At 35.1% G+C, this 22,207-nt stretch carries 21 protein-coding genes; 13 read left to right on the plus strand and 8 right to left on the minus strand.

Going from position 1 to position 22,207, the window contains the following annotated elements; genetic code table 11:
* Nucleotides 1-13: 13 nt before the first annotated feature.
* Together ACFSAH_RS13805 and ACFSAH_RS13810 are read right to left on the minus strand one after the other, a co-directional pair.
* On the minus strand, nt 14-610 hold the full coding sequence (locus ACFSAH_RS13805; RefSeq protein ID WP_379663327.1) for a hypothetical protein: 597 nt from the start codon (nt 608-610) through the stop codon (nt 14-16).
* A gap of 16 nt (nt 611-626) precedes the next feature.
* The gene (locus ACFSAH_RS13810; RefSeq protein ID WP_379663328.1) at nt 627-1,274 is read right to left on the minus strand and encodes a hypothetical protein; all 648 of its coding nucleotides are present in this window, start codon (nt 1,272-1,274) and stop codon (nt 627-629) included.
* A 309-nt stretch (nt 1,275-1,583) separates the two neighbouring features.
* Between ACFSAH_RS13810 and ACFSAH_RS13815 the strand changes: the two genes are divergently transcribed.
* Nucleotides 1,584-2,366, plus strand: a complete 783-nt coding sequence (locus tag ACFSAH_RS13815; RefSeq protein WP_379663329.1) for a LuxR C-terminal-related transcriptional regulator — start codon at nt 1,584-1,586, stop codon at nt 2,364-2,366.
* A 22-nt stretch (nt 2,367-2,388) separates the two neighbouring features.
* Here ACFSAH_RS13815 and ACFSAH_RS13820 read toward each other — a convergent pair whose 3' ends face one another.
* The 3 genes from ACFSAH_RS13820 to ACFSAH_RS13830 all read right to left on the minus strand — a co-directional run bounded on the left by ACFSAH_RS13820 (nt 2,389) and on the right by ACFSAH_RS13830 (nt 4,679).
* Nucleotides 2,389-3,336 (minus strand): LiaF transmembrane domain-containing protein, encoded by a 948-nt coding sequence (locus ACFSAH_RS13820; RefSeq protein WP_379663330.1) that lies wholly within the window; start codon nt 3,334-3,336, stop codon nt 2,389-2,391.
* An 11-nt stretch (nt 3,337-3,347) separates the two neighbouring features.
* Nucleotides 3,348-3,890 carry a PspC domain-containing protein gene (locus ACFSAH_RS13825; protein WP_379663331.1) on the minus strand — a complete coding sequence of 181 codons (543 nt, stop codon included), beginning with the start codon at nt 3,888-3,890 and terminating at the stop codon, nt 3,348-3,350.
* 87 nt (nt 3,891-3,977) lie between these two features.
* Nucleotides 3,978-4,679, minus strand: coding sequence for an SDR family oxidoreductase (locus tag ACFSAH_RS13830; protein WP_379663332.1), 702 nt, complete (start codon nt 4,677-4,679; stop codon nt 3,978-3,980).
* An 81-nt stretch (nt 4,680-4,760) separates the two neighbouring features.
* On the opposite strand from ACFSAH_RS13830, the gene ACFSAH_RS13835 reads away from it, so the two are divergent.
* The 5 genes from ACFSAH_RS13835 to ACFSAH_RS13855 all read left to right on the plus strand — a co-directional run bounded on the left by ACFSAH_RS13835 (nt 4,761) and on the right by ACFSAH_RS13855 (nt 9,300).
* Nucleotides 4,761-5,495: an MlaE family ABC transporter permease gene (locus tag ACFSAH_RS13835; RefSeq protein WP_379663333.1), complete on the plus strand. Its 735-nt coding sequence runs from the start codon at nt 4,761-4,763 to the stop codon at nt 5,493-5,495.
* The gene (locus ACFSAH_RS13840) at nt 5,492-6,238 is read left to right on the plus strand and encodes an ABC transporter ATP-binding protein (protein ID WP_379663334.1); all 747 of its coding nucleotides are present in this window, start codon (nt 5,492-5,494) and stop codon (nt 6,236-6,238) included. Before ACFSAH_RS13835 ends, ACFSAH_RS13840 begins: the two co-directional genes overlap by 4 nt.
* Before the next feature lie 182 nt (nt 6,239-6,420).
* Entirely contained in the window at nt 6,421-7,314 is an 894-nt protein-coding gene (locus ACFSAH_RS13845; RefSeq protein ID WP_379663335.1) for a class I SAM-dependent methyltransferase, read from the plus strand.
* Nucleotides 7,315-7,381: 67 nt separating this feature from the next.
* Complete coding sequence (locus tag ACFSAH_RS13850) at nt 7,382-8,458, plus strand: hypothetical protein (RefSeq protein ID WP_379663336.1); 1,077 nt, start codon at nt 7,382-7,384, stop codon at nt 8,456-8,458.
* A 155-nt stretch (nt 8,459-8,613) separates the two neighbouring features.
* Entirely contained in the window at nt 8,614-9,300 is a 687-nt protein-coding gene (locus ACFSAH_RS13855) for an SMUG2 DNA glycosylase family protein (protein WP_379663337.1), read from the plus strand.
* A 69-nt stretch (nt 9,301-9,369) separates the two neighbouring features.
* Here the strand turns inward: ACFSAH_RS13855 and tamL are convergent, their stop codons facing one another.
* A complete protein-coding gene (gene tamL, locus ACFSAH_RS13860; protein WP_379663338.1) occupies nt 9,370-11,808 on the minus strand; it encodes a translocation and assembly module lipoprotein TamL in 2,439 nt (812 codons plus the stop codon).
* 30 nt (nt 11,809-11,838) lie between these two features.
* Nucleotides 11,839-16,854, minus strand: a complete 5,016-nt coding sequence (locus tag ACFSAH_RS13865; protein ID WP_379663339.1) for a translocation/assembly module TamB domain-containing protein — start codon at nt 16,852-16,854, stop codon at nt 11,839-11,841.
* Nucleotides 16,855-17,082: 228 nt separating this feature from the next.
* Between ACFSAH_RS13865 and trxA the strand changes: the two genes are divergently transcribed.
* From trxA to ACFSAH_RS13895, 6 genes are all read left to right on the plus strand, one after another.
* Nucleotides 17,083-17,403: a thioredoxin gene (trxA, locus tag ACFSAH_RS13870; protein ID WP_379663340.1), complete on the plus strand. Its 321-nt coding sequence runs from the start codon at nt 17,083-17,085 to the stop codon at nt 17,401-17,403.
* Nucleotides 17,404-17,531: 128 nt separating this feature from the next.
* Entirely contained in the window at nt 17,532-18,125 is a 594-nt protein-coding gene (locus tag ACFSAH_RS13875; protein WP_379663341.1) for a TetR/AcrR family transcriptional regulator, read from the plus strand.
* Nucleotides 18,126-18,127: 2 nt separating this feature from the next.
* Nucleotides 18,128-18,352: a hypothetical protein gene (locus ACFSAH_RS13880; protein WP_379663342.1), complete on the plus strand. Its 225-nt coding sequence runs from the start codon at nt 18,128-18,130 to the stop codon at nt 18,350-18,352.
* Nucleotides 18,353-18,356: 4 nt separating this feature from the next.
* Nucleotides 18,357-19,625, plus strand: coding sequence for an MFS transporter (locus tag ACFSAH_RS13885; protein ID WP_379663343.1), 1,269 nt, complete (start codon nt 18,357-18,359; stop codon nt 19,623-19,625).
* Between the two features lie 104 nt (nt 19,626-19,729).
* Nucleotides 19,730-20,326 carry an OmpH/Skp family outer membrane protein gene (locus ACFSAH_RS13890; protein ID WP_379663344.1) on the plus strand — a complete coding sequence of 199 codons (597 nt, stop codon included), beginning with the start codon at nt 19,730-19,732 and terminating at the stop codon, nt 20,324-20,326.
* Between the two features lie 75 nt (nt 20,327-20,401).
* Nucleotides 20,402-20,872 carry a nucleoside deaminase gene (locus ACFSAH_RS13895; protein WP_379663345.1) on the plus strand — a complete coding sequence of 157 codons (471 nt, stop codon included), beginning with the start codon at nt 20,402-20,404 and terminating at the stop codon, nt 20,870-20,872.
* 49 nt (nt 20,873-20,921) lie between these two features.
* Here ACFSAH_RS13895 and ACFSAH_RS13900 read toward each other — a convergent pair whose 3' ends face one another.
* Nucleotides 20,922-21,323: an RNA-binding S4 domain-containing protein gene (locus ACFSAH_RS13900; RefSeq protein ID WP_379663346.1), complete on the minus strand. Its 402-nt coding sequence runs from the start codon at nt 21,321-21,323 to the stop codon at nt 20,922-20,924.
* 62 nt (nt 21,324-21,385) lie between these two features.
* Between ACFSAH_RS13900 and ACFSAH_RS13905 the strand changes: the two genes are divergently transcribed.
* On the plus strand, nt 21,386-22,204 hold the full coding sequence (locus tag ACFSAH_RS13905) for a 2,3,4,5-tetrahydropyridine-2,6-dicarboxylate N-succinyltransferase (protein ID WP_379663347.1): 819 nt from the start codon (nt 21,386-21,388) through the stop codon (nt 22,202-22,204).
* Nucleotides 22,205-22,207: the final 3 nt, after the last annotated feature.

The following is a 22,207-nucleotide window of genomic DNA, read 5'->3' on the forward strand; positions in this document are numbered from 1 at the left end:
TATCCACTTTTTATTAATTCCCAAAAGGATCATCTTCTGCTTTGTACAAAGCAATTAAATGATTAAAGGCTTTAAGTACTTTATTTGTCTCAGATTTCAGTAAATAAAGTCTAACATTACTTACTTGCGTAAGTGGATTGCTTATTGTACTATTTTTATTTGTTATATTGTATCCTGACTCTTCGCAGGTTAAGATAGATTGTCCATTCCTAGTGTCTATCATTTTCCAAAGATGTACTCTTGTTTTTCTGACCACACTTCCTAAAAAATAAAGACTCATTCTATTGAGTTCGTCATGAGAAAATCCAATATTTTTGATGTGTTCAATTTTAAAGGTTGATGTATATTTCTCCCCCGTAAACTTATCGTTGTTGTTGGTACTGCATTTTTCTGGATGTGAACCAAAATAATAGTAAATTTGGTAAAAATCGTCATCTAAACTTTTCATTTCACAATCTAAAACATAACCTTCTTCTGTTTTTTGACCGATGGTTTCTTTAAGTTTTTTATTAATATAATTTGCTGTTTCGGCTTTTGTTAGACTTGCATCTTGCGAATAACATGGATTGATGCAGGCAAATAACAACAAAATGGACACAATCGTTTTCATAAATCTATTTTTACAATTAATTTCCAAAAGGGTCATCTTCGGCTTTGCTTAAGTCTATTAAATAATTAAATGCTTTTATTATTTTCTGATCTTCTTTATCTATCTTCACATAAGGAATATAAATACTATCTTCATAATGAAAGTATTTATCAGTATATCTTTTTCCAAATGCATAATCCCTAGAATAACAGTCACTATATGCATCACCATTTCCAGGATATCTAATATTTTTTTTCTCGCTATAACTATAATGAATTTGCTTCAATGCATTAGATATAAACTGCAATTTTATCAACCCAACATTATTTAAAGTTGGCATAATCTCTATTGATTGTATATGTATAGGTGAAAATTCTATTTCTGATAGTATACGTTTATAATACTCAACATTCCCGTCTCGTTTATATTGATTCTGATAACACCCTGAATTATCGCTTGCAAAATCACAACTATATTGCACCTTTCCATTCGATCCTAATCGAAATCGATTTTCATATATAATTAGATTATTATTCTGAACTCTATATGGGTGGATTTTATTTATACTCTCTGTAATTTTATTATTAATATAATTTACCGTTTCTTCTTTTGTTAAACTTGCACCCTGCGAGTAACACATATTAATGCTAAAAAGCACCAATAAAATTGTAGTTAATTGTTTCATTATTTTTAAATTTTAGAAATGGCAACCCTATTTTTTTCTATATCACCACTTTCACATACTGTTGTAAAAGATCTAACACAGAATCTCTTTCCATAAAACAGTAAAAATTCTTAAAAACTAATAACATAAATATATATCCAGTTCTTTTAAAAGAACCTCTACCATGATACTAAATTACAACTAGGCTATTCCTCAAAAAATACCTACCACTAGGTATTTAGCATAAAATAATGGAGGATGAAGACAATATTATATTGCATTCATTTTATTATTATATTTATGCTTATCCTTATTTATATTACAAACTCCATGGATTTATTAAAATTTGATGAAGTAAAACAAACATGGCTCCAGATAGCTCAACACGAGAAAGAGATGCTCCCTGCATCTTCTTTGGAGTTGGAAGTATATAAAAAACTTCTATCCAGATTCCATGTAGGTGCTTATTATTATTACATTTTTAATGTAGCAGCTATTGACATAGAGTTTGTAAGTAAGGAAATAGTATCGGTTATGGGATATACGCCAGAAAATTTCTCTGTAGAAACCGTTATAGGTAATATACATCCGGATGATAAAGCCCGGTTTCTTGCCTATGAGCAGAAGGTTACGGATTTTTTTTCAAAACTATCTCCCCAAGATGTTTTAAAATATAAAGTCAGTTACGATTACCGATTACGCTGTGCAGACGGATCTTATAAATGGATACTTCAGCAGGTATCTACTATACAAAGTAATGAGAATGGGGCTGTTATCCGTGTATTAGGAGTACATACAGATATAACTCATTTCAAAACGGACAACAAGCCTGCAGGGCTGTCTTTTATTGGTTTAGACAATAACCCTTCTTACCATAACGCTCTGCTTCCTGACGGAAACCAGCCGTTACCTCCGTTGTTATTTACTAACCGCGAAAAAGATATATTTAAGTTGGTATTGGCAGGCAAAAACACAGAAGAAATTTCATCCTTACTATCTATATCTCATCATACAGTAAGTGTACACCGTAAAAATATCCTTAAAAAATCGAGCTGCAAGTCTTTTCTGGAACTGATAAGTCTTGTTAATACCCAGGCGGTGGAAATACTTTAATAATTTTATTTTATAGAGGCTCTCAATCTTTATAAGTTTTTACAGTCAGGTCACTTATCCCTGATTTTAAAACAATATTTACAAATTTCTGAGCTGTTTTATAGTTTTTTGATTGGTAAACCCCTTTTTCTATCTCGATAAAATCGTCGAAACTTTTTGATGATAATCCAGATTTATTGACAATTCTGCATCCCGAATTTTCGGGCACCTTAATCTCTACAGAAGAAACTCCTGTTTCGGCCTTTATATTCACCATACGAGAACGCTCACCAACCTTAACCTTTATATCCGCCGCTCCACCTGACAAGGTTAGGTTTTCTATTTTAAAGGCTTTCAAATCAAAATCTACATCTGCTGCTCCTAGCTTCAGATGAATATCCCACACAGGATTAGGATTAAGCTTAATATCTGTTTTATGAAACCTATCACCTGGCATCAGCATTTTTTTGCCCTCCTGACTGATCATAGTTAGGTTTACAATAGAGTCTGTATCTACCCGCTTTAATAAATTGCTGACACTTTGGCCTTTTACTAAAGCTTCCATCAGAATAGCAGTAGTATCTTCCAGTTTAAAGTCACCTGCGCCACCTTTGACGGATAATATAGCCTTTTTATTCTCGGGCGTATATTCTTCTTTATAAACCTTGTTTGTACCGCTTTCCCAATCATCAGAATCTGATAATGCGGGAGCAGACTCCTCATAAGCCCATCTGCCTTCCTTTTTAATCTCTTTAATCCCAAAGACAGTCATAAAAACCAGTCCTATCAAAGTCACTATTCCGGTTAGCAAACCTGCATTTCTATTATCATTTCTGGCAACTAATATATTCGCTCCCCAAATAATCAGAAGAATTGGCCATAATTTCCATACCACATGCCAGCTAAAACTGATCACTCCAAAGTTTTCTAATAAAACAATACTGCCTATATAAACCAATATTAACCCCCAAAATATTCTTCCAGTTCTCATATCCTTAATTTTTATTGATTTGTAGTATCTTCTTTATCATCATTCTTCAACTCCTCTTCAGGCTTCTCGTTTTGGTTGGCTTCTTCCTCCTTATCGTCTTTTCCGTTATTTTCTTTCTTCACACTATTATAAATCACAAATAAACCTATACCAATAATAAACAAAGGCCACAATTTAGATAAAGAAAACCAGTAGGGTATCAAATCAAACTCATACAGCAAAAAGTAGCTCCCTAAGGCTATTAAAATAGTACCGCCTATAAACGATCCTTTAAAACCGGCCTCGGTATTTTTACGGGTACCCCAATCATCAAAGTTTGTTTTTTCATCAAATGCAAAGGGTTCATCATCTTTAAAAGAAAAAACAGGTGTTCTTTTTTCGGGAATGGCAATCCATAAAATAATATATATCCACAAACCCGTTCCTCCGGCTAAAGTAGCCAACACAAACGCTATCCTTACCCAAATAACATCTAACTGAAAATAATCGGCAAGCCCTGATGAAACACCCGCAACAACCTTATTTCTTGTGTTTCTTATTAATTTCTTTGTCATATCTTCTTTTTTACGATATCAAGAGACTTTTAAAAATTTATTAACATGCATTGTCTTTGATATTTCTGTATACTTTCTCTCGCCCATCTAAATCTGTCCATGCAAAGGTTTTATGGTTATTTCATCTACATTAGCTCCTTTGCTAAGACTTAAAACAGTATGTACTACCTCTGCAACATCTTCTTCTCTAACAAATTCATCGGCAGGTATTTGTACACCATCCCAGGAACTTGTTAACGTAGACCCTGGTAAAATTGCCGTAACTTTTACATCATAAGTTTTAAGCTCTTCTCTCATGATATTATTTAGACTCAGCAATGCTGCCTTTGTTACACAATAAGATCCGGCATTTACAATAGCCTCCTTACTGGCCACAGAACATATATTTATAATGCTTCCCTGTTTCATTGTACGCATTTTTTGCCCCAATCGCTTATACAAATAGTAGGGTGCAAATAAGTTCACATCCATCTGCATTTTCAGGTAATCCTCCTCTTCATCTAAAATGTTAATCGGTTTAAAGAGGCCAACATTATTGATTAAGGTATCTATAAATCCCAGATTTTGCTCAGCATTATCTGCAAAAAGCATCAATTCTTCTTTTTTTGAACAATCTACCACTGCTATAAAAACTTTTATTGCCGGATTATTCGCTTCCAATTCCTGTTTAAGTGCTGAAAGCTCATCATAATTTCTTGCGCACAAAGCTAAATTAGCGCTGTTTTCAGCCATTTTTCGGGCAATCGCCCTACCCATACCCCTACTTGCTCCCGTTATTAGTATATTCATCACAAAATTTTATTCGAATATGTTAATTTAGGTTTAATTATTGCATGAATAAAAAAGCTTATTTTTACAAAAATATTTAGCATGTTTTTTAGCTACTTCGGAAAGTACATCTTACTCTTAAAATCGGTTTTCAGAAAACCAGAAAAACTTTCAATATACTGGAAAGAAATCGTCAAAGAGATGGTTTATATTGGTGTGGGCTCGCTGGCTCTGATTTCTATAATATCTGTATTTGTGGGTGCGGTAATGACCCTACAAATTGCTTTCCAATTGGTAAGCGAACTAATACCTAAATCTATTGTAGGTGCTGTAAACCGGGATTCGGCTATTTTAGAATTAAGCCCTACTATCTGTGCTTTAGTTCTGGCTGGTAGAATTGGTTCTTCTATTTCCTCTGAAATTGGCACCATGCGGGTCACCGAACAGATAGATGCCCTGGAAATTATGGGTATTAATGCGCCTGGATACCTTATACTCCCAAAAATTCTGGCAGGTATTACCATGATTCCTTTATTGGTCTTTATTTCTATTTTTCTTGCTCTTGGAGGAGGATATGTTGGTGGTGTAGCTTCGGGGGTGGTTAGTGCCTCAGAATATATTGAAGGTATTACCGAAGGTTTTATTCCTTACACCATGGCTGTTGCCTTTGTAAAAGCCTTTGTTTTTGGCTTTATTATTACTTCTGTAGCGTCTTACCAAGGCTTTTATGTTAATGGAGGGGCTTTAGAAGTGGGCAAAGCAGGAACAAAAACCGTAGTAGTAAGTTGTATTGCTATTCTTGCCGCAGATTATGTTATAACCGAGTTGATGCTATGATTGAAGTAATTGATATACAGAAATCTTTTGGGGATAACCATGTCCTTAAAGGAATTACTGCTGAATTTGAACCTGGAGTAACCAATCTGATTATAGGTGGATCGGGCTCTGGAAAAACCACGCTCCTAAAATGTATGGTAGGCCTGCATCAACCTAATGAGGGACGAGTTTTATATGATGATCGGAATTTTACGGAAATGAATATGGAGGAACGTATTCCTATCAGACAGGAAATAGGGATGCTGTTTCAAAACTCTGCTCTTTTTGACTCTATGACGGTTGAACAAAACCTGATGTTCCCTTTAGATATGTTTACGAACAAAAAAAGAGGGGAAAAAAAAGACAGAGCATCAGAAGTATTAGAACGTGTTGATCTGGCTGGAAAAAATAAACTTTATCCTTCGGAGCTTTCCGGAGGTATGAAAAAAAGGGTAGGAATAGCCAGAGCTATTGTAATGAATCCTAAATATTTGTTTTGTGACGAACCTAACTCAGGCTTAGATCCCCGAACTTCGCTGCTTATTGATGAACTTATTCAGGAAATTACTGAGGAATACAAAATCACTACAATTATTGTTACCCATGATATGAATTCTGTAATGGGTATTGGTGAAAAGATTCTGTTTCTGCACAAAGGGGAAAAATGGTGGGAAGGCTCTAATCAGGAAATTACGAAAACAGACAATCAGGAGTTAAACGATTTTGTATTTGCATCTCCGTTAATGGAAAAGCTATTAAGATAAGTTTTTTATATTTACAGCAGCCTTTGTGCACCTTTACGGTTACACTTTGACTACTAAATATCAACATCTTAACTCGTTATACATCCATTAAAAACAATAAATATAGGGTTAATGACTCTAACAAAAACTCTATTTTTTTGTATTATCTTTGCGCACTTTTATATTAAATAAGTAAAACATACATGCATCAGCCGAATATCCAAGCTTTAACGCCTGAAAACTGGAAAGACTACGAACTTATAGATTGTGGCGATTTTGAAAAATTGGAAAGGTTTGGTAATCTTATCCTGATCAGACCGGAGCCTCAGGCAGTATGGTCAAAAAAGCTATCGGAAAACGAATGGCAAAAACTTCACCATATCCGTTTCAAAGGTCGTTCGGCAACTTCCGGAGATTGGATAAAAAAGTCATCTAATATACCCGATAGATGGCATATTGTTTATAAAAACAAAGAATCCGAAATTAAATTCAGACTGGGCTTAACCTCATTTAAACATGTAGGTATTTTCCCTGAACAGGCTGTTAATTGGGATTATATATCTTCTACTATTAAAAAATTTAAAACTCCTGAACCCAAAGTGCTCAATTTATTTGCTTATACGGGTGGTGCTTCTTTAATTGCCAAAGCGGCAGGAGCCGATACTACTCACGTTGACTCTATTAAACAAGTGGTTACCTGGGCTAACGAAAACCAGGAAATATCGGGTCTGGAAAATATCAGATGGGTTGTTGAAGATGCGCTAAAGTTTGTACAACGCGAGCTCAAAAGAGGAAAAAAATATAATGGAATTATATTAGATCCTCCGGCATACGGACATGGCCCTAAAGGTGAAAAATGGAAGCTGGAAGACCACATTAAAGAAATGATGACTGATGTAGTTAAACTACTGGATCCTGAAGAACATTTTCTTATTCTGAATACTTATTCTTTAGGTTTCTCTTCTGTGATTGTAGAAAACCTGATTAAAGGAGCCAAGCCCGATGTAAAAAACCTGGAAATAGGCGAGCTTTATCTGAATGCTACATCTGGAATAAACCTTCCATTAGGGGTTTTCGGAAAATTCAGATCGGTATAGTATATATAAATATGTATTCTTATTTTTTCTATCTAAATTAACACAACTATCTTTTAATATTTAAAATATGATTGCTAAAAATCAATTATTAACTTCTTTTTGCTCTCTTGCAATAAGTGCTATACTACTATCCTGCAATGGTGTTGAAAGCAAAACAAAACAGGCAGGCAGCGTATCTTCTAAAGATTCGGTAGCTACAGGAGCTAACAAAACTGAAGACGAAGGCACCATACCTGCTGCAACTGCGAACACTTATGCTCCAGTAGATTCAATTAAATATTGGGAGGCAGTTAAAAACCTGGCAAATGGCGACACTACTGGTCTTTGGCCGGTTATTAAACAACCTGTGCCTGCACCCGGAGCAATCTTACCTTTTAAACGAGTGGTAGTTTATTATGGTAACCTATATTCTAAAAAAATGGGTGCTTTAGGTGAATATGAACCTAAAGAAATGTGGAGAAGATTAAATCAGGAGGTTAAAGCATGGGAAAAGGCAGACCCTTCTACTCCTGTACAAGCTGGTGTTCACTATATTGCGGTTGTTGCCCAAGGTGATGGTGGAAAAGACGGAAAATATCGTTTTAGAATGCCTGACAAACAAATCGATTCGGCGTTAAATATTGCTAAAATGCACAATGGTATTGTGTTTTTAGATATACAGGTAGCTTTAAGTACTATCCAACAAGAACTGCCTTTATTGGAAAAATACTTAAAAATGCCAAATGTTCATTTAGGGATTGATCCTGAGTTCTCTATGAAAACAGGACATAAACCGGGAACAAAAATTGGAACTTACGATGCGGAAGATATTAATTACTGTACCAAATTTTTACAAAAATTGGTTAAAGAGAACAATCTTCCGGCTAAAATATTTGTCATACACCGATTTACAAAAGGCATGGTTACCAATTATAAAAACATAAAACTGGTACCGGAAGTACAAATAGTAATGCATATGGACGGATGGGGTGAGCCTGAATTGAAAAAGGGTACCTACCGTCACTGGATAAGAGAACAGCCTGTTCAGTTTACCGGATTCAAGCTTTTCTACAAAAACGATTTAAAGAAAGCTCCTAACAGATTGATGACCCCTACAGAGCTGATGAAGTTGTCGCCAAAACCGATTTATATTCAATATCAGTAATGCATAAAAAATAAATAATTGAGGCTAAAAAACAGGCGGTGATTAAAAATCATCGCCTGTTTTATTTTCAATAATTCGCTTAGTCTATATAAACCAATCAGATTATATTGCTTTAACCGTTAAACTTAACCTACAGATTTTATACCTTTGCTATCATGAGTTTTGCCGATAAGATTATTGAATTTAACCGCAGCTTAGATTATACAGGAAAACTACCAGACAATTTCCGTGTGCTTAACCCTTATACGGACAACCCGGAAACCATGCAGGTTATGCAGCAATTCTATCACAAATATTATAACGATTCCCGGCAACGGAAGTTTATTATTGGTATTAATCCCAGCAGAAATGGAGCAGGGGTAACAGGCGTTCCGTTTACTGATACTAAACGATTAAGAGATGTTTGTAGTATTACCATGACATCAGCTCATACGCATGAAATTTCTTCGGTTTTCATGTATGATATGATAAATGCTTACGGAAGTGCAGAAAGTTTCTACAAACAATTCTATATCAACTCTCCCTTTCCTTTAGCCATTATACGTAAAGTAAAGGATGGCAATTGGCTGAATGCGAATTACTATGATGACAGACATTTGTTTGCTATGGTTAAAGATTTCATGATCCAATCTTTAAAAAACCACATTAAACTGGGGTTAGATACTTCTGAAGTTTATGTATTGGGCAAGAAAAATGCTGATTTTATTGACAAACTCAATAAATCTGAGAAGCTTTTTGAGCGGATGGTGATATTAGAGCATCCACGCTATATCCAGCAATACAAATCGAGGGATAAACAATTTTATATTGATAAATATTTACAGGCTTTCTACGCAGAATAAGGCTACCCTTCAACCATTTCTACTCATTTCATTCCCCTTACCAGTAATCAGGCAAGATTTACTAAACTTTTAAAACGGATAACCTATAGCCAGGTTAAATATTAAATTATCTCTTCTCCATTGTTTATTTCCCAAGTCAATTTGATCAAAAGTCCAGCGTTCTCCTTTGGGTAAATATGGTTTTCTTATTGGCATGGCTAAATCTCCTCTTAAAATAAGGAAAGACAAATCAAAACGAATACCTGCACCTACACCTACAGCCAGCTGATCCATAAAATCTTTTGTAAATTCTGCTCCTGGTCTGTCACTATTGCGGTTCATTAACCAAACGTTACCAGCATCAGCAAATAAGGCTCCTTCTACAATAGAAAATAGTTTGGCTCTATATTCTGTATTTAATTCCAGTTTGATATCTCCTGAATAATCCGGCACAAATGAATGGGCAGTATTGGGATCCATATAACTCCCTGGGCCTATAGATCTTGCTCTAAATGCCCTGATACTATTTGTTCCACCAGAGAAAAACTGTTTTATATAGGGTATTTCTCTAGAGTTTCCATAAGGTAATCCCACGCCTACAAAAACACGATTTGCCCATTTATTTTTTGCCCCTACCTTAATATAATACCTGAAATCGTGTTCCATTTTGGCATACTGACTATAAGGAACTCCAAATATTTTTGCAGTATCTTTTTTGGACATAAATAGTCCGGTTATAGTTGCTGATAAATCTATCCCTCCCCGATAATAAAAAGTATTGGGTTTATTGGCTAAAGTTGTATTGGTATAGGTGAAGAAATAGGTAGGACCAAAAATCAACTGTTTTTCTATAATACGCCCTAAAGACGGCATGGAATCTACTTTATTTAAATATTCTTGAGTAACATTATTGGAATTCACATAGGTTACATCTAATACTTTAAACTCATGTTCTTTAAACACATTTTCTTTCCAAACGTATCCAAACGATCCTTTGAAAGTTCTTAAAGTATACAATTTTAATCTCCTCTGGTGCTCGTATCCTAAATTGATTTGCGTTTTGGGAATAAAAGCTCCCGATGTATTTACATTAAATGGTGCAATAAACCGTGGAAAGACCAACGTTGCATCTGCTCCATATCTATATATATTATAACCCTTATTTTGTCCGCCAATTTGAACTTCAAAACCTCCGAAAGCACTTATAGTTAATTGTTCTGCTCCACGTAGCGTATTTCTGTTTAACCAATTTAGGCTAAGCTCTGTTCCCCTGTAGTTTGCAGAATTGGTTTTTCCTAAAAGTTCTAAACGGACAGATTTTTTTCTATTGGGGGTTAGGAAATAATAAACATCCAGCTTATTAGATAAAGAGTCTGTTTCTTTAAATTGGTTTTTCACAAACTTAAAGGTACCTAAGCTCACCAACCGGTTTAAAGACAGATTATGATCGGTTCGGTTATACTTATCACCAGGTTCAAAAAACATAGTACGATCAAATACCTGCGGTTTTATAGTATTCTTTCTATCAATTACCTTAAAGCCTTTGTATTGCGTAACATATTTATTATTATTCCTGATGACAGAAGATCCGTTAATAGAATAATCCGGATAGATATAAATATCATTGATAAAATATTCGCCTTTTGACTTCGCTGGTGTTTGTTTTTTAACTTCTAAAAGTATATCTACTTCTTGTTTCCCTATGGTACTATCTACTTTGGCTATTACATAATCTGGCGCAAAGTAATAAAACCCTCGTTCTTTGAGTTTTGAGTCTATTCTTTCTCTTTCCGATTTTATCACATCCAAATCATAAGGTCTCCCGGCTTTCAATAATGTTTGGGCCTGGTCTGCCCTAATAGCTTTAGCCAATTCGGTAGTATCCTCAGGGAACACTACTTTTCTTATTTTATACTGTACCCCGGGTTGTACTAAATAATGGGCAGTTACTTTTTTATTTTTACTGGTGGTATCGCCTTCGCTATGCGCTCTAAAATAGCCCAGATTTTCTACTCTGTTTTGTAAAACATCTACATTATATTGCACATCAAGTTTACTGGCATAAACCGGAGGTTCTCCTAATTTATTTTTTATCCAATAACGGATACCTTTTTCTTTTTTAGTTTCGCCTGCAATATTATAGAAGAATAGTTTGGGTCTCAACCCAAAAAAAGAAGAGTTGGGTTTAGGTCTGATTAATGTCTGTAAGTTTTCCTGTAAAGCTTTTTTTTCTTTTTTACGCAGACTATCTCCCTTTACTTTTACCTCTCCCCCTATATAAAGTTTTTCTCCTTCCGGAAGGTATTTAATATTACTACATGAGGACAACATGATGATTAACCACAAAAAGCTACTTATTTTTATCTTTCCCATAGTACCTGCCCCACAGCTACGAATTAAGTTTTTCAAAAAAACCACTAAACAAGCTACACTAAAACCTTGCTCCAATCTACATTTAGATAAGAGATAAAAGGCTTTTGAATTCTTCCTTTCAGAGCCAATGCGGTATATATATTTGTTTAGCTTCATTGTTTTTTTTAGTGTACTGAGCATAATTTGTTACTCTTTTTTTGCTTCTTGTCTTCTGATTGCTTTTCTTTCTTTTCGGTGATGAAAAATCTGCCAGAATTTATTGTAATCCATAGTGAGTACAAATCCCACCCCAGTTTCTATCACTTGACCTTGCAAGGCTACTTCGTACTGGTTTTTACGATAAGCGCGCAACATATACCTCCCGTCTTTAGAAAGCTGATAGTCTACAGCAATATCTCCTGCTATATTATTTGTTTCTCTATTGGGTTGATCCGTCCCTTCTAAACCAAAGTTGCTTCCCACTGTAACTTTCAATCTGTCGTCCAGAAAACGTTTAGAAACCCCAATATTAAGGTCTGTCCTGTTTTCCATACTTCCAGAACTATAATCTTCTGTTGAAGCCAGGTCGAAATTTACTTCTACCCCCTGAATAAGATTACCTGCTAAATTATTCAACTGGTCTGATAGCAACTTACTCACGCTCTGCCTTACCATAGAGTTTACTCCTACCGCACTGCTACTGCTTGCAAATGGATTTTCTCCAACAAACCTATTGAGCAATAATAGGGCAAAAACCTGTTTATTTAATTCTGATGGTTCTTGTCTCAATTGTTCGAGTTTACTTTGGGAGTTTGAAACAATCTCTGATGAGACATTATAATTTCCATCGGGAAGCTTAATATCAAAAGTTATTTCGGGCTGCATTAACTCTCCATCCATATTCAGCAATACCTGAAATGGCACTTTTTGCTTATAAGTATTTTTAACGGCCGGAGAAAGATCTACCAACTGATCTTCAAGCAAGTCTAAAGGGGCTGTATTAGCTATATAAGCCGCGGTTATATCTACTATTGCAGACATCGGCTCGCCCGTCCACACAATAGAACTTCCTTTCTGAATATCAAACTTCCGATTTATGAAATTGAAACTCATTTCATAGGTACCTTCAGTAAGTTCGTAACGCCCGGTTAGAGTAATTTTACCGGATGGATCTATCCCTCCATTCAGTTCCGCATCTCCTTTTACCTTTACAAAGTCGCCATTATTCTTATCTATAATCATTACCAATTCGGCATTTTTATCTATCTGAATATTGACAGATATATCCATACCTACAATTTTTGAATTTTCCAGGGTATCTGGTACAGCAAATAAATTTTGGACATCCATATTATCCTGATCTATAAACTCTACTATACCTTCTCTGTCTGCAATACTTGGATCTGACGAAGGTAATACCATAGTAAATTTGGTTTGTGGGTCTATTTTAAGGCTGCCATCCACCTTAGGATTATCCAGATCGCCTCTTATGGCTAAACGGGTATCTACAAATAAATCTCCGTAAAAGAGGTCGTTATCTTTGGCTGTAGAGCTTACCACTTTAAAATTAGCAGCATTAATATCCAACTTAAATTTAAAGTCCTGATAAGTTTTTGTCAGCACCTGCCCGTTTACAGTCAGTTTATTATCTAAACTATCAGTTAGTTTAAACCTATTAAACCTTATTCCTTCTGTATCAAAAATAATCTTATCATTTAATGACTTAAAGTATGAGTTTGTTTGTGTTACTGCAAAAGCGGCATCATTAAACTTCAATTCACCTATAACTCTTGGCGCACTTGTTTGACCTCCTATTTTAAAGTTTCCGGAAAGAAACCCTTTTGTATTGGAGATATTCCCAAATGATAAACCTTCTAAACTTTTAAGGTTTAATTTTTCTACATCCAATACCATATCTAATGTTTCAGATGCGGTAAGATAACTTCCTGTCAGGTTTACCTGATTACCCTGCCCTGTTATAGACATATTGGCTTTAAATGTGTCTTCTATCTCATTATCAACTTTAACAGCTATGTTCCCTAACGTATCACCTCTGAAGTTAAAATCATGAACGGTTATATCTGAGGTAAATACCATATTGGTTGTCAGGTTTCTGAGTAGAATATCGCCATCTATTACGCCTCCAACTTTTAACGAGTCCTGATTAACAATACTAGTGATGGTTTCTATCTTAAACTGCTCAAAATCGATGGCTAGAGGGGCATTTTTTTCTTCGCTATGGGAAGCTATCTTTATACCCTGATTTCCATAATGAAGAAAGAAATTTCTGGCGTAAATATTCTCACCCAGTTCTATAACATTATCTTCCGGAATCGTCCATTTATCATAATCTAATTTCAGGTTTAATGGATCCAACTTAATAAGAGTGGCATTTTGTGTGGCTTCTACATTACCACCAAGTCTGTAACGCTCTTTGTTTGTCCGGTCATGAACTTGCAACAAATAGTCCAACACATTATTTTTTACCTTACCAGACAAAATAGTCCTTAATAAAGTCATTGAACCTGTTTTTATCTCATCAAACATGAGATTGTAATGGAGTGACGTATCTTTTGTAGCTACTTTTAAAGTTCCGTTATTAATGGTGTTGCCTCCGTATACGATATGAGGGATATCTCCATTGACAGTTAAAGTATCTCCATTACTATTATAATGACCTTTAAGCACAACCGGGTCCAGTTTTTTTAGATCGGGCAGAAATTGCATTATAAAAGGGTGATTAACTAATTTTGCAGAAAAATCAAAATATTGAGGAGTAGTTTCCTTACGTTGTGCTTTCTGGTCGGTATTATAATATCTGGCCACAGTATTGGACAACGCTTCTCCTATTTGAGTAAACTGATATTTACCGTCTACTTTTGCACTCATGAAAGGAGTCCATAAATAGATGTCATTTTTGCTCTCTGTAGATTTTGCTCTTATGTATATAGAATCTAACACAAATTTACTTGCTTCCTGCGCAACTACTATTTTATCGAAGAAGATTCTACCGTTCAGGTAGTCGGGATCTGCTGTTTCAATATTTGCTTTCATATTTAAACGCAACCTTAAACTACCGGCATACAGGTTAAGTTTATTAAAATCTGCACTATCAAGTACCGCATCTACCTTTACAGAAGGATATTTTTCTTTGAAGCTTCCATTTGCCTTAATGGTAAAATTAAGATTAGGGTCTTCCATACCTGTTTTAATATCAAACAACCCGTTTTTAATTTCGCCTACCGCTTTTAAATCTTTGTACACATACTTGTTATAAACGGCACTATTTATAATACCGTCGAATTTGGCATTGGCTGTTTTTGGATCCAGGCCAACTCCTTCTACTTTTGCCTGTAGTGCTATCTTGCCTATCGAATCATTTTTCAGGAATTTACCTATATCAATACCATTGGTTAGGGCAAAAGCGTCATATTTTTCTTTATTTTTTACCCGTTGATCAAAACGGGCTCTTATGCTCGCATTTCCGTAACTACTGATCAGGTTCAGATTCGTGAAAAAATTATTTATTCCACCTTTAAAAATACCTTTTAGATTAATATACCCAGGTAAACTGATATTATCCGGAATGGTTTTAGGAGGAACAAAACCATATAAATCTTTTCCCGATGTCTGGAAATTTTTAATATTAAGATCAAAATTTGCTTTGTCAACATCAGGCATACCAGTAATATGTCCACTGGCAACAATCCTGGTTGTACCTATTCCACTAATTTCTAAATTGGGAATACGCAGGTCTTTTATTTTACCGTTTATCCGGCTATTAATAGCCAATACTGCATTCGGATTATCTTTGAACGGATTGGTATTGTAAAGATCAGGAACAAACAGCAATATGTCTTTAAAGCCTAAACGGCTACCATTAATAGAAGCGTCGAGGGCTAAATCTCCGAGGTTTTCGGTAAGTGATGCTATAGAGGGATAAGCCAGCTTAATCTCGTCCTTGATAATTGTTTTAGGTGTTTTAAGGTACAGTTTCTTAAGATAAGCCGATTGAGGCCCATAGAAAAAATCTGTTTTGAAGGTTTCTATAAAAAGTCCGCTTTTTTCTTTGGCTATTAAATCAAGAATGTTTCCCGAAATGGTATCCGGACTATAATAAAAATCTTCTGCTTTAAGTGTGAGCTCTTTAAAATCCAGGTGCATATAATCCATTCCTCTCGAAATTGGCTTTATATTTTGATCATCAAACTTAAAATCTATATTGGCAAAATCTGCTTTATTTACATGTACTTTCCAATTATTGGTTGATACAGAATCTTCAACAGAAACATCTTTCTTAACCTCCGGTTTCTTATCCAATTTTCCAAAAAGTAATTTCCCCCGGGTATCTTTAAAATCAATTTTATCGATGTTTACCAACTGCTTATCTAAGTCAATATCTTTCAGTTTTACAAATAAAGACCCCACAAATAAATCTGCATTGAGCTTAGTTTCTTCACTATCATAATATACTGCAATTTTAGACAGATCCACCTCACCAAGTTTCAATTTCAGAGAAGGAGAAGTTGCGCTTGTCTCATTGGCAGCAACCGTTGCTTTTTGAATGGCCTCTTCCACAATTCCCTGTTTTAGGTTAAGCTTCAGCTCTTCGAGTTTTACCTGCGGAATATCAAAATCCATCTCATCTAAGTCAAACTTTTTAATACTGGTATCAAAATGCCCGATATAAAAGTGCAGGTAGTTTTTGGTAATGGCATCGTCAAAACCAATCTTAATTCTATCCAGATTAATCTTACCTAATGAGAACTTCATCGTCGAGGTGGTATCCTCAGGTTTAGGTTCTTTTTCCTGTTCAGAAGCAAATGCTTTAATGATATAATCAAAATTGAACACAGAGTCCTGATTTCTTTTGACATTAGCGGTGATACCTTCCAGATCTATACTGTTAATTTGGACTTCACTTCGCAGAAGCTTTACCATACTAATATCAACAGCCAATTTTTCTCCGGCGAGCAATGTGTCTCTTTCCAGGCTTTCGAAATACACCCCTTTTAGAACAAGTTTTTTGGGAAAACCAATATAAATCCGATCTAAATGTACAGGTGTTTTTATTTTTGCCTCCAGGTAACTAATAACCTTATCTTTCAGTAAATTTTGTATAGAAGGTATTTGAATCAGTATAGCAATAAGCAGCAATAAACCTACTATGGAACCTAAGATCCAAGCAAATATTTTCAGTGTCTTTTTTAAGTATTTTTTCAAATGTTATAGATTGTTGAAAGATTCAAATGAAACCAGCACTTCTTTCTCCCGATAGTAAAAACACAGAATGTCCGTACTTGTTTGATGTAGGGGAGCAAAATGTATTCCATTTATGTCTTCAAAGTACTATAATTTTCATCTATTTTAAAATTGCTATAAACTATTTGTGGCAAACAATTTGCAAACGTATATTTGATAAAAAAAGAAACTTTTAAAATTTTATATATTATGGCTTTAGAAATTACCGATGCTAATTTTGAAGAATTGGTATTAAAATCAGATAAACCCGTTTTAGTTGATTTTTGGGCAGAATGGTGTGGTCCTTGTAGAATGGTAGGTCCGGTTGTAGAAGAATTGGCTAAGGATTATGAAGGAAAAGCTATTGTAGGAAAAGTTAACGTAGACCATAACTCAGAAATCTCTGCTAAATTTGGTATCAGAAACATCCCTACCCTATTGGTTTTCAAAAATGGAGAAATTGTGGACAAACAAGTTGGCGCTGTTCCAAAATCTGTTTTGGCATCTAAATTAGACGCTCAACTGGGTTAGTCTCATACAGAATTCACTTTAAAACTGCTTAAGGATCAGGTAATCACTGACAACCTTAAGCAGTTTTTTTTTACATTTTTTTATAACTAAATAAATATTCATTTATATTTGTGCCGTCAAAAAAAGAAATGAGAATCAGAGACGCAGAAAAGCAAGCATTAGTTAAACAGAAAACCATAGAATTGATTGGCAAACATGGTTTTGAGGGTTTTAGCATTGCTAAACTGGCTAAGGCTTGCAAAATATCTGTTGCTACGGTTTACATCTATTATAAGGATAAAGATGATTTAATAAACAGTATATCCAGCGAGCAAGCCATTAAAATGGCAGAGGCTATGCTTAAAAAATTTGACCCTGATGGCTCCTTAGAACAGGGAATCAGACAACAGTGGGTTAACAGGTTTGAGTATATTAAAAATTTTCCTGAAAATTCATTGTTTTATGAACAATTACGTAGTTCTGTTTATTACGAATCTTTCTACAAAGATCTTACTGAAAAGATATCCCCCATTTTCGGAAAGTTTCTTAGAAACATGAAAGAGCGTGAAGAAATGGAAGACTTAAGTCTGGAAGTTTATTGGGCAATTGCTTTTGGCCCGCTTTATTCCCTGATAAAGTTCCATTTAGATGGCCAGAGCATTGGTGGCAGAAACTTTTCCTTTACTGATAGAATTTTTGACGACACACTAAAATTAGTGCTGAAAGCACTCAAAAAACAATAAACATGTTAAACGAAACCCATATCCTTCTATTTAAAACCTCAGTAACTAACCTTACTGAAAGAGAAAGGATACAAGCTTCACTGGATAAACATCCTCACATTATCTCGTGGACAGTAGACCTTTCTGATGAAGATTTTGTACTACGGGTAGTAGCTACAGAAAGTAATCATCAATTTATTATCTCTATGGTAGAAGATTGTGGTTTTCACTGTCAAATCTTGAATTAATTTTATGCAATCAACAAAAAATACACCTTTTACCGGTTATGAGAAACTGGTAATATTTATATTGGCTATTAGCCAATTTACCGTAATACTGGATTTTATGGTGATGTCTCCACTAGGCGACCTGCTCATCAAATCTATGGACATAGATGCTTCTTCTTTTGGAATAGTTGTATCTGCATATGCATTCAGTGCGGGTCTTTCGGGTCTGCTTACTGCTGGTTTTGCTGATAAGTACGATAGAAAAAAACTACTTTTATTTTTCTATACAGGCTTTATAATAGGAACTGTCTTTTGTGGTATAGCCAATAGTTTTTACACCCTGGTAGCTGCCAGAATTTTCACAGGGCTATTTGGAGGTGTTATTGGTTCTATTTCTATGGCTATTATTACAGACTTATTCTCTTTAGAAAAAAGAGGACGTGTAATGGGCTTTGTTCAAATGGGTTTTGGCGCAAGTCAGGTATTAGGAATCCCCATTGGTTTGTATATTGCCAATCATCTGGGTTGGGAAGCTCCATTTTTATTTATTGCCGGATTTGCCGCTATTATAGGTATTTTAATTGCTCTCCGCTTAAAACCTGTTGATGCGCACTTGGGAATGCATATCCAAAAGAATGCAATTGCCCATCTTTTTCAGACAATAAAGAAAAAAGACTACCGTATTGGTTTTATTACAACAGCTATACTTTCTATTGGTGGTTTTATGATGATGCCTTACGGAACAGTATATGCGGTAAACAATTTAAAAATCAATGCCGATCAGCTTCCTTTTCTTTTTATGGCATCGGGCCTAAGCTCTTTAATTATTATGCCTTTAATTGGTAAAATGAGCGATAAATTCAACAAATTCAAATTATTCGCTATTGCTACTATATGGCTAATGCTCATATGTATCATTTATACTAACCTATCTGCCACACCTTTTGCCTTGGTTTTGGTAATTAATATTTGTATGATGATAGGAATTATGAGCCGTATGGTACCTTCGTCTACTTTAATTTCGGCAGTACCCGACATGCAGGATCGTGGAGCTTTTATGAGCATCAATGCTTCATTACAGCAAATAGCCGGAGGTTTAGCCGCTGCAATAGCGGGGTTAATTGTTCATCAGCAAACTAAGTTTAGTCCTTTAGAACATTACAATATTGTTGGCTATACCGTAGTAGCTGTTTCTTTTATATCTATTCTTCTCATGTTCAGAGTAGATAAACTGGTTGGCCTAAAAACTCACGAACAACAGGTACCAACTTTAGAAGAAACACCGGTAGTATAAAATAGATTTTGTAAAAAAGGTATTTATATTTTAAACGTTTTCCTCTTTTTATTAGGATACTTTTATTGAAAGTATATCTTTGTGTTAAATATTTAGAGAACAGAATGAATAAAAGTCTTTTAAAGATTGCTAAAGCGGCAAGTGCATTTGCTTTAGCGTTGACAGTTGTGAGTTGCAATAACGCTGCCGAGAAAAACACCGAAAAAGTTGCTGATAAAGTAGAGAAAAAAGAGACAGATAAAATTGTTTATGTAAATTCTGACTCCTTGCTGAACAATTATGAATATTTCAAAGAATTAAAAGAAAAATTCGAAGGGAAATCTAAAAAAGCTGAAGCTGATTTAAAAAACAAAGGAACTGCTTTTCAAAGAGAGGTTGCTGCTTACCAGCAAAACGCTCAATCTATGAGTGCAGACGAAAGAGCTAAAACAGAAGAAAGATTAGCCAGAAAACAACAAGAGTTGCAGGCATACCAACAAAATGCAGGTGCCGCGTTAGCTAATGAAGAAGCTGGAGAAAACGAAAAACTATACGATAAAGTAGCTGATTATCTAAAAAAACATGCAAAAGAGAAAGGTTATCAAATGGTATTAACCTACTCTAAAGGAAATAGCGCTATCCTTTTTGCTGATGAAAAACTTGATGTCACCAAAGATGTTATCAAAGGTTTAAACGAGGAATATAAAAAGGAGAAAAAATAGAACATATTTACTAAACATAAACCTAAGGCTGTCCACAGAGACAGCCTTTTTGTTACCCATTAAAAAATCATTCTCATGACAAGCAAACAAAGAGAGTTTATGATGCTTGCCATTAAATTGGCTGAAGAAAATGTAAATAGTGGCAAAGGCAGTCCTTTTGGTTCTGTTATAGTCAGAAATAATCAAATAATTGCAGCAACTGCTAATACAGTTACAGCAACTAACGACCCAACCGCACACGCCGAAATAGCTGCTATAAGAATAGCTTGCGAAAAACTAAAAACAAGCAATTTAGAAGGATGCGAAATATATGCAAGTTGCGAACCCTGCCCTATGTGCCTTGGAGCTATTTACTGGGCCAAAATTGACAAAATATATTATGCGGCTACAAAGGAAGATGCTGCCCAATCCGGTTTTGACGATTCTTTTTTATACCATGCAATAAGTACTACTCCAGAACAAAGAGCTGTAAAGACAGAACATATCATGCACCGGGAAGCTCTATCTGCTTTCAGAATGTGGCAAGAGAAGTGCATAAAAGAATAACAGACATACAAGAGCGTATAAATCTCACGTTTTAAAATAGCTAAACAGATTAATCTTCATCATCCCAAAAAGAATCAGACTGTTTTAAACTGTCTATATCTCTTCTATCTTTTTTCGTAGGTCGACCAGCTCCTCTATCCCTCACCAAAACCGGGGCATGAAACATAGATTTAAACTTATAAGTTTCCTCTTCAGGAGTTAAATCTTGATAATACAAAACAGCAGTTTTGGCATCAACCCGATTATGCAGTAAATCTATCACCTTCAAAACTTTCTTTTCTATCCCCTTACTCACCTGATACTCATCTCCTATCTTAACCTCATAACTAGGTTTTAAATTAGACCCGTCTTTTTTTACCCGACCGGCTTTACAAGCTTCAGTAGCCAGAGATCTGGTTTTGAAAACACGAATAGACCATAAATATTTATCAATCCTTAATTTCTCTGCCATAATTGCTCAAAGTTCATATTTTTTATCAAAAAAACTTTAATTTGCAACAAAAATCGTTAAATATGATTGCCAAATTAAAAAAAGCTGTAGAAGAATCATGGGAAGATAGGAATTTATTAAATTTCAAAGAATACCGTGATTCTATTGAAACTGTTATTCAACTTTTAGACCGTGGAGAACTTCGTACCGCAGAACCCGTACTTGGCGGATGGGCTGTAAACGAATGGATAAAAAAAGCAGTTATACTATACTTTCCTACCCGTGAAATGGAAAAAATTGAAGTAGGGCCATTTGTTTATAACGATAAACTCAAGTTAAAGACCGACTATAAAGAAAAAGGCGTAAGAGTAGTTCCTAATGGATTAGCCAGATATGGCGCTTACCTTGCCAAAGGAGTTATTATGATGCCTTCTTTTGTAAACATTGGGGCTTATGTAGACGAAGACACCATGGTAGACACCTGGGCTACTGTTGGTTCATGCGCACAAATAGGAAAGCGTGTACATTTAAGTGGTGGTGTAGGTATTGGCGGTGTCTTAGAACCTGTACAGGCAGCTCCCGTAATTATAGAGGATGATTGTTTCATTGGTTCCAGAGCAATTGTTGTTGAAGGTGTAAGAGTAGGTAAAGAAGCTGTATTAGGTGCTAATGTGGTGCTTACTGCTTCGACAAAGATTATAGATGTAAGTGGTGCAGAACCTGTGGAACATAAAATGTATGTTCCAGAACGTTCGGTAGTTATACCCGGCAGTTATACCAAGAAGTTCCCTGCAGGTGAGTATCAGGTTCCTTGTGCTTTGATTATTGGTCAACGCAAAGAATCTACAGATAAAAAAACTTCACTTAATGATGCTTTAAGAGACCATAACGTAGCTATCTAAGAA

This window comes from Pseudopedobacter beijingensis (assembly GCF_042678145.1).
GTDB lineage: Bacteria > Bacteroidota > Bacteroidia > Sphingobacteriales > Sphingobacteriaceae > Pseudopedobacter > Pseudopedobacter beijingensis.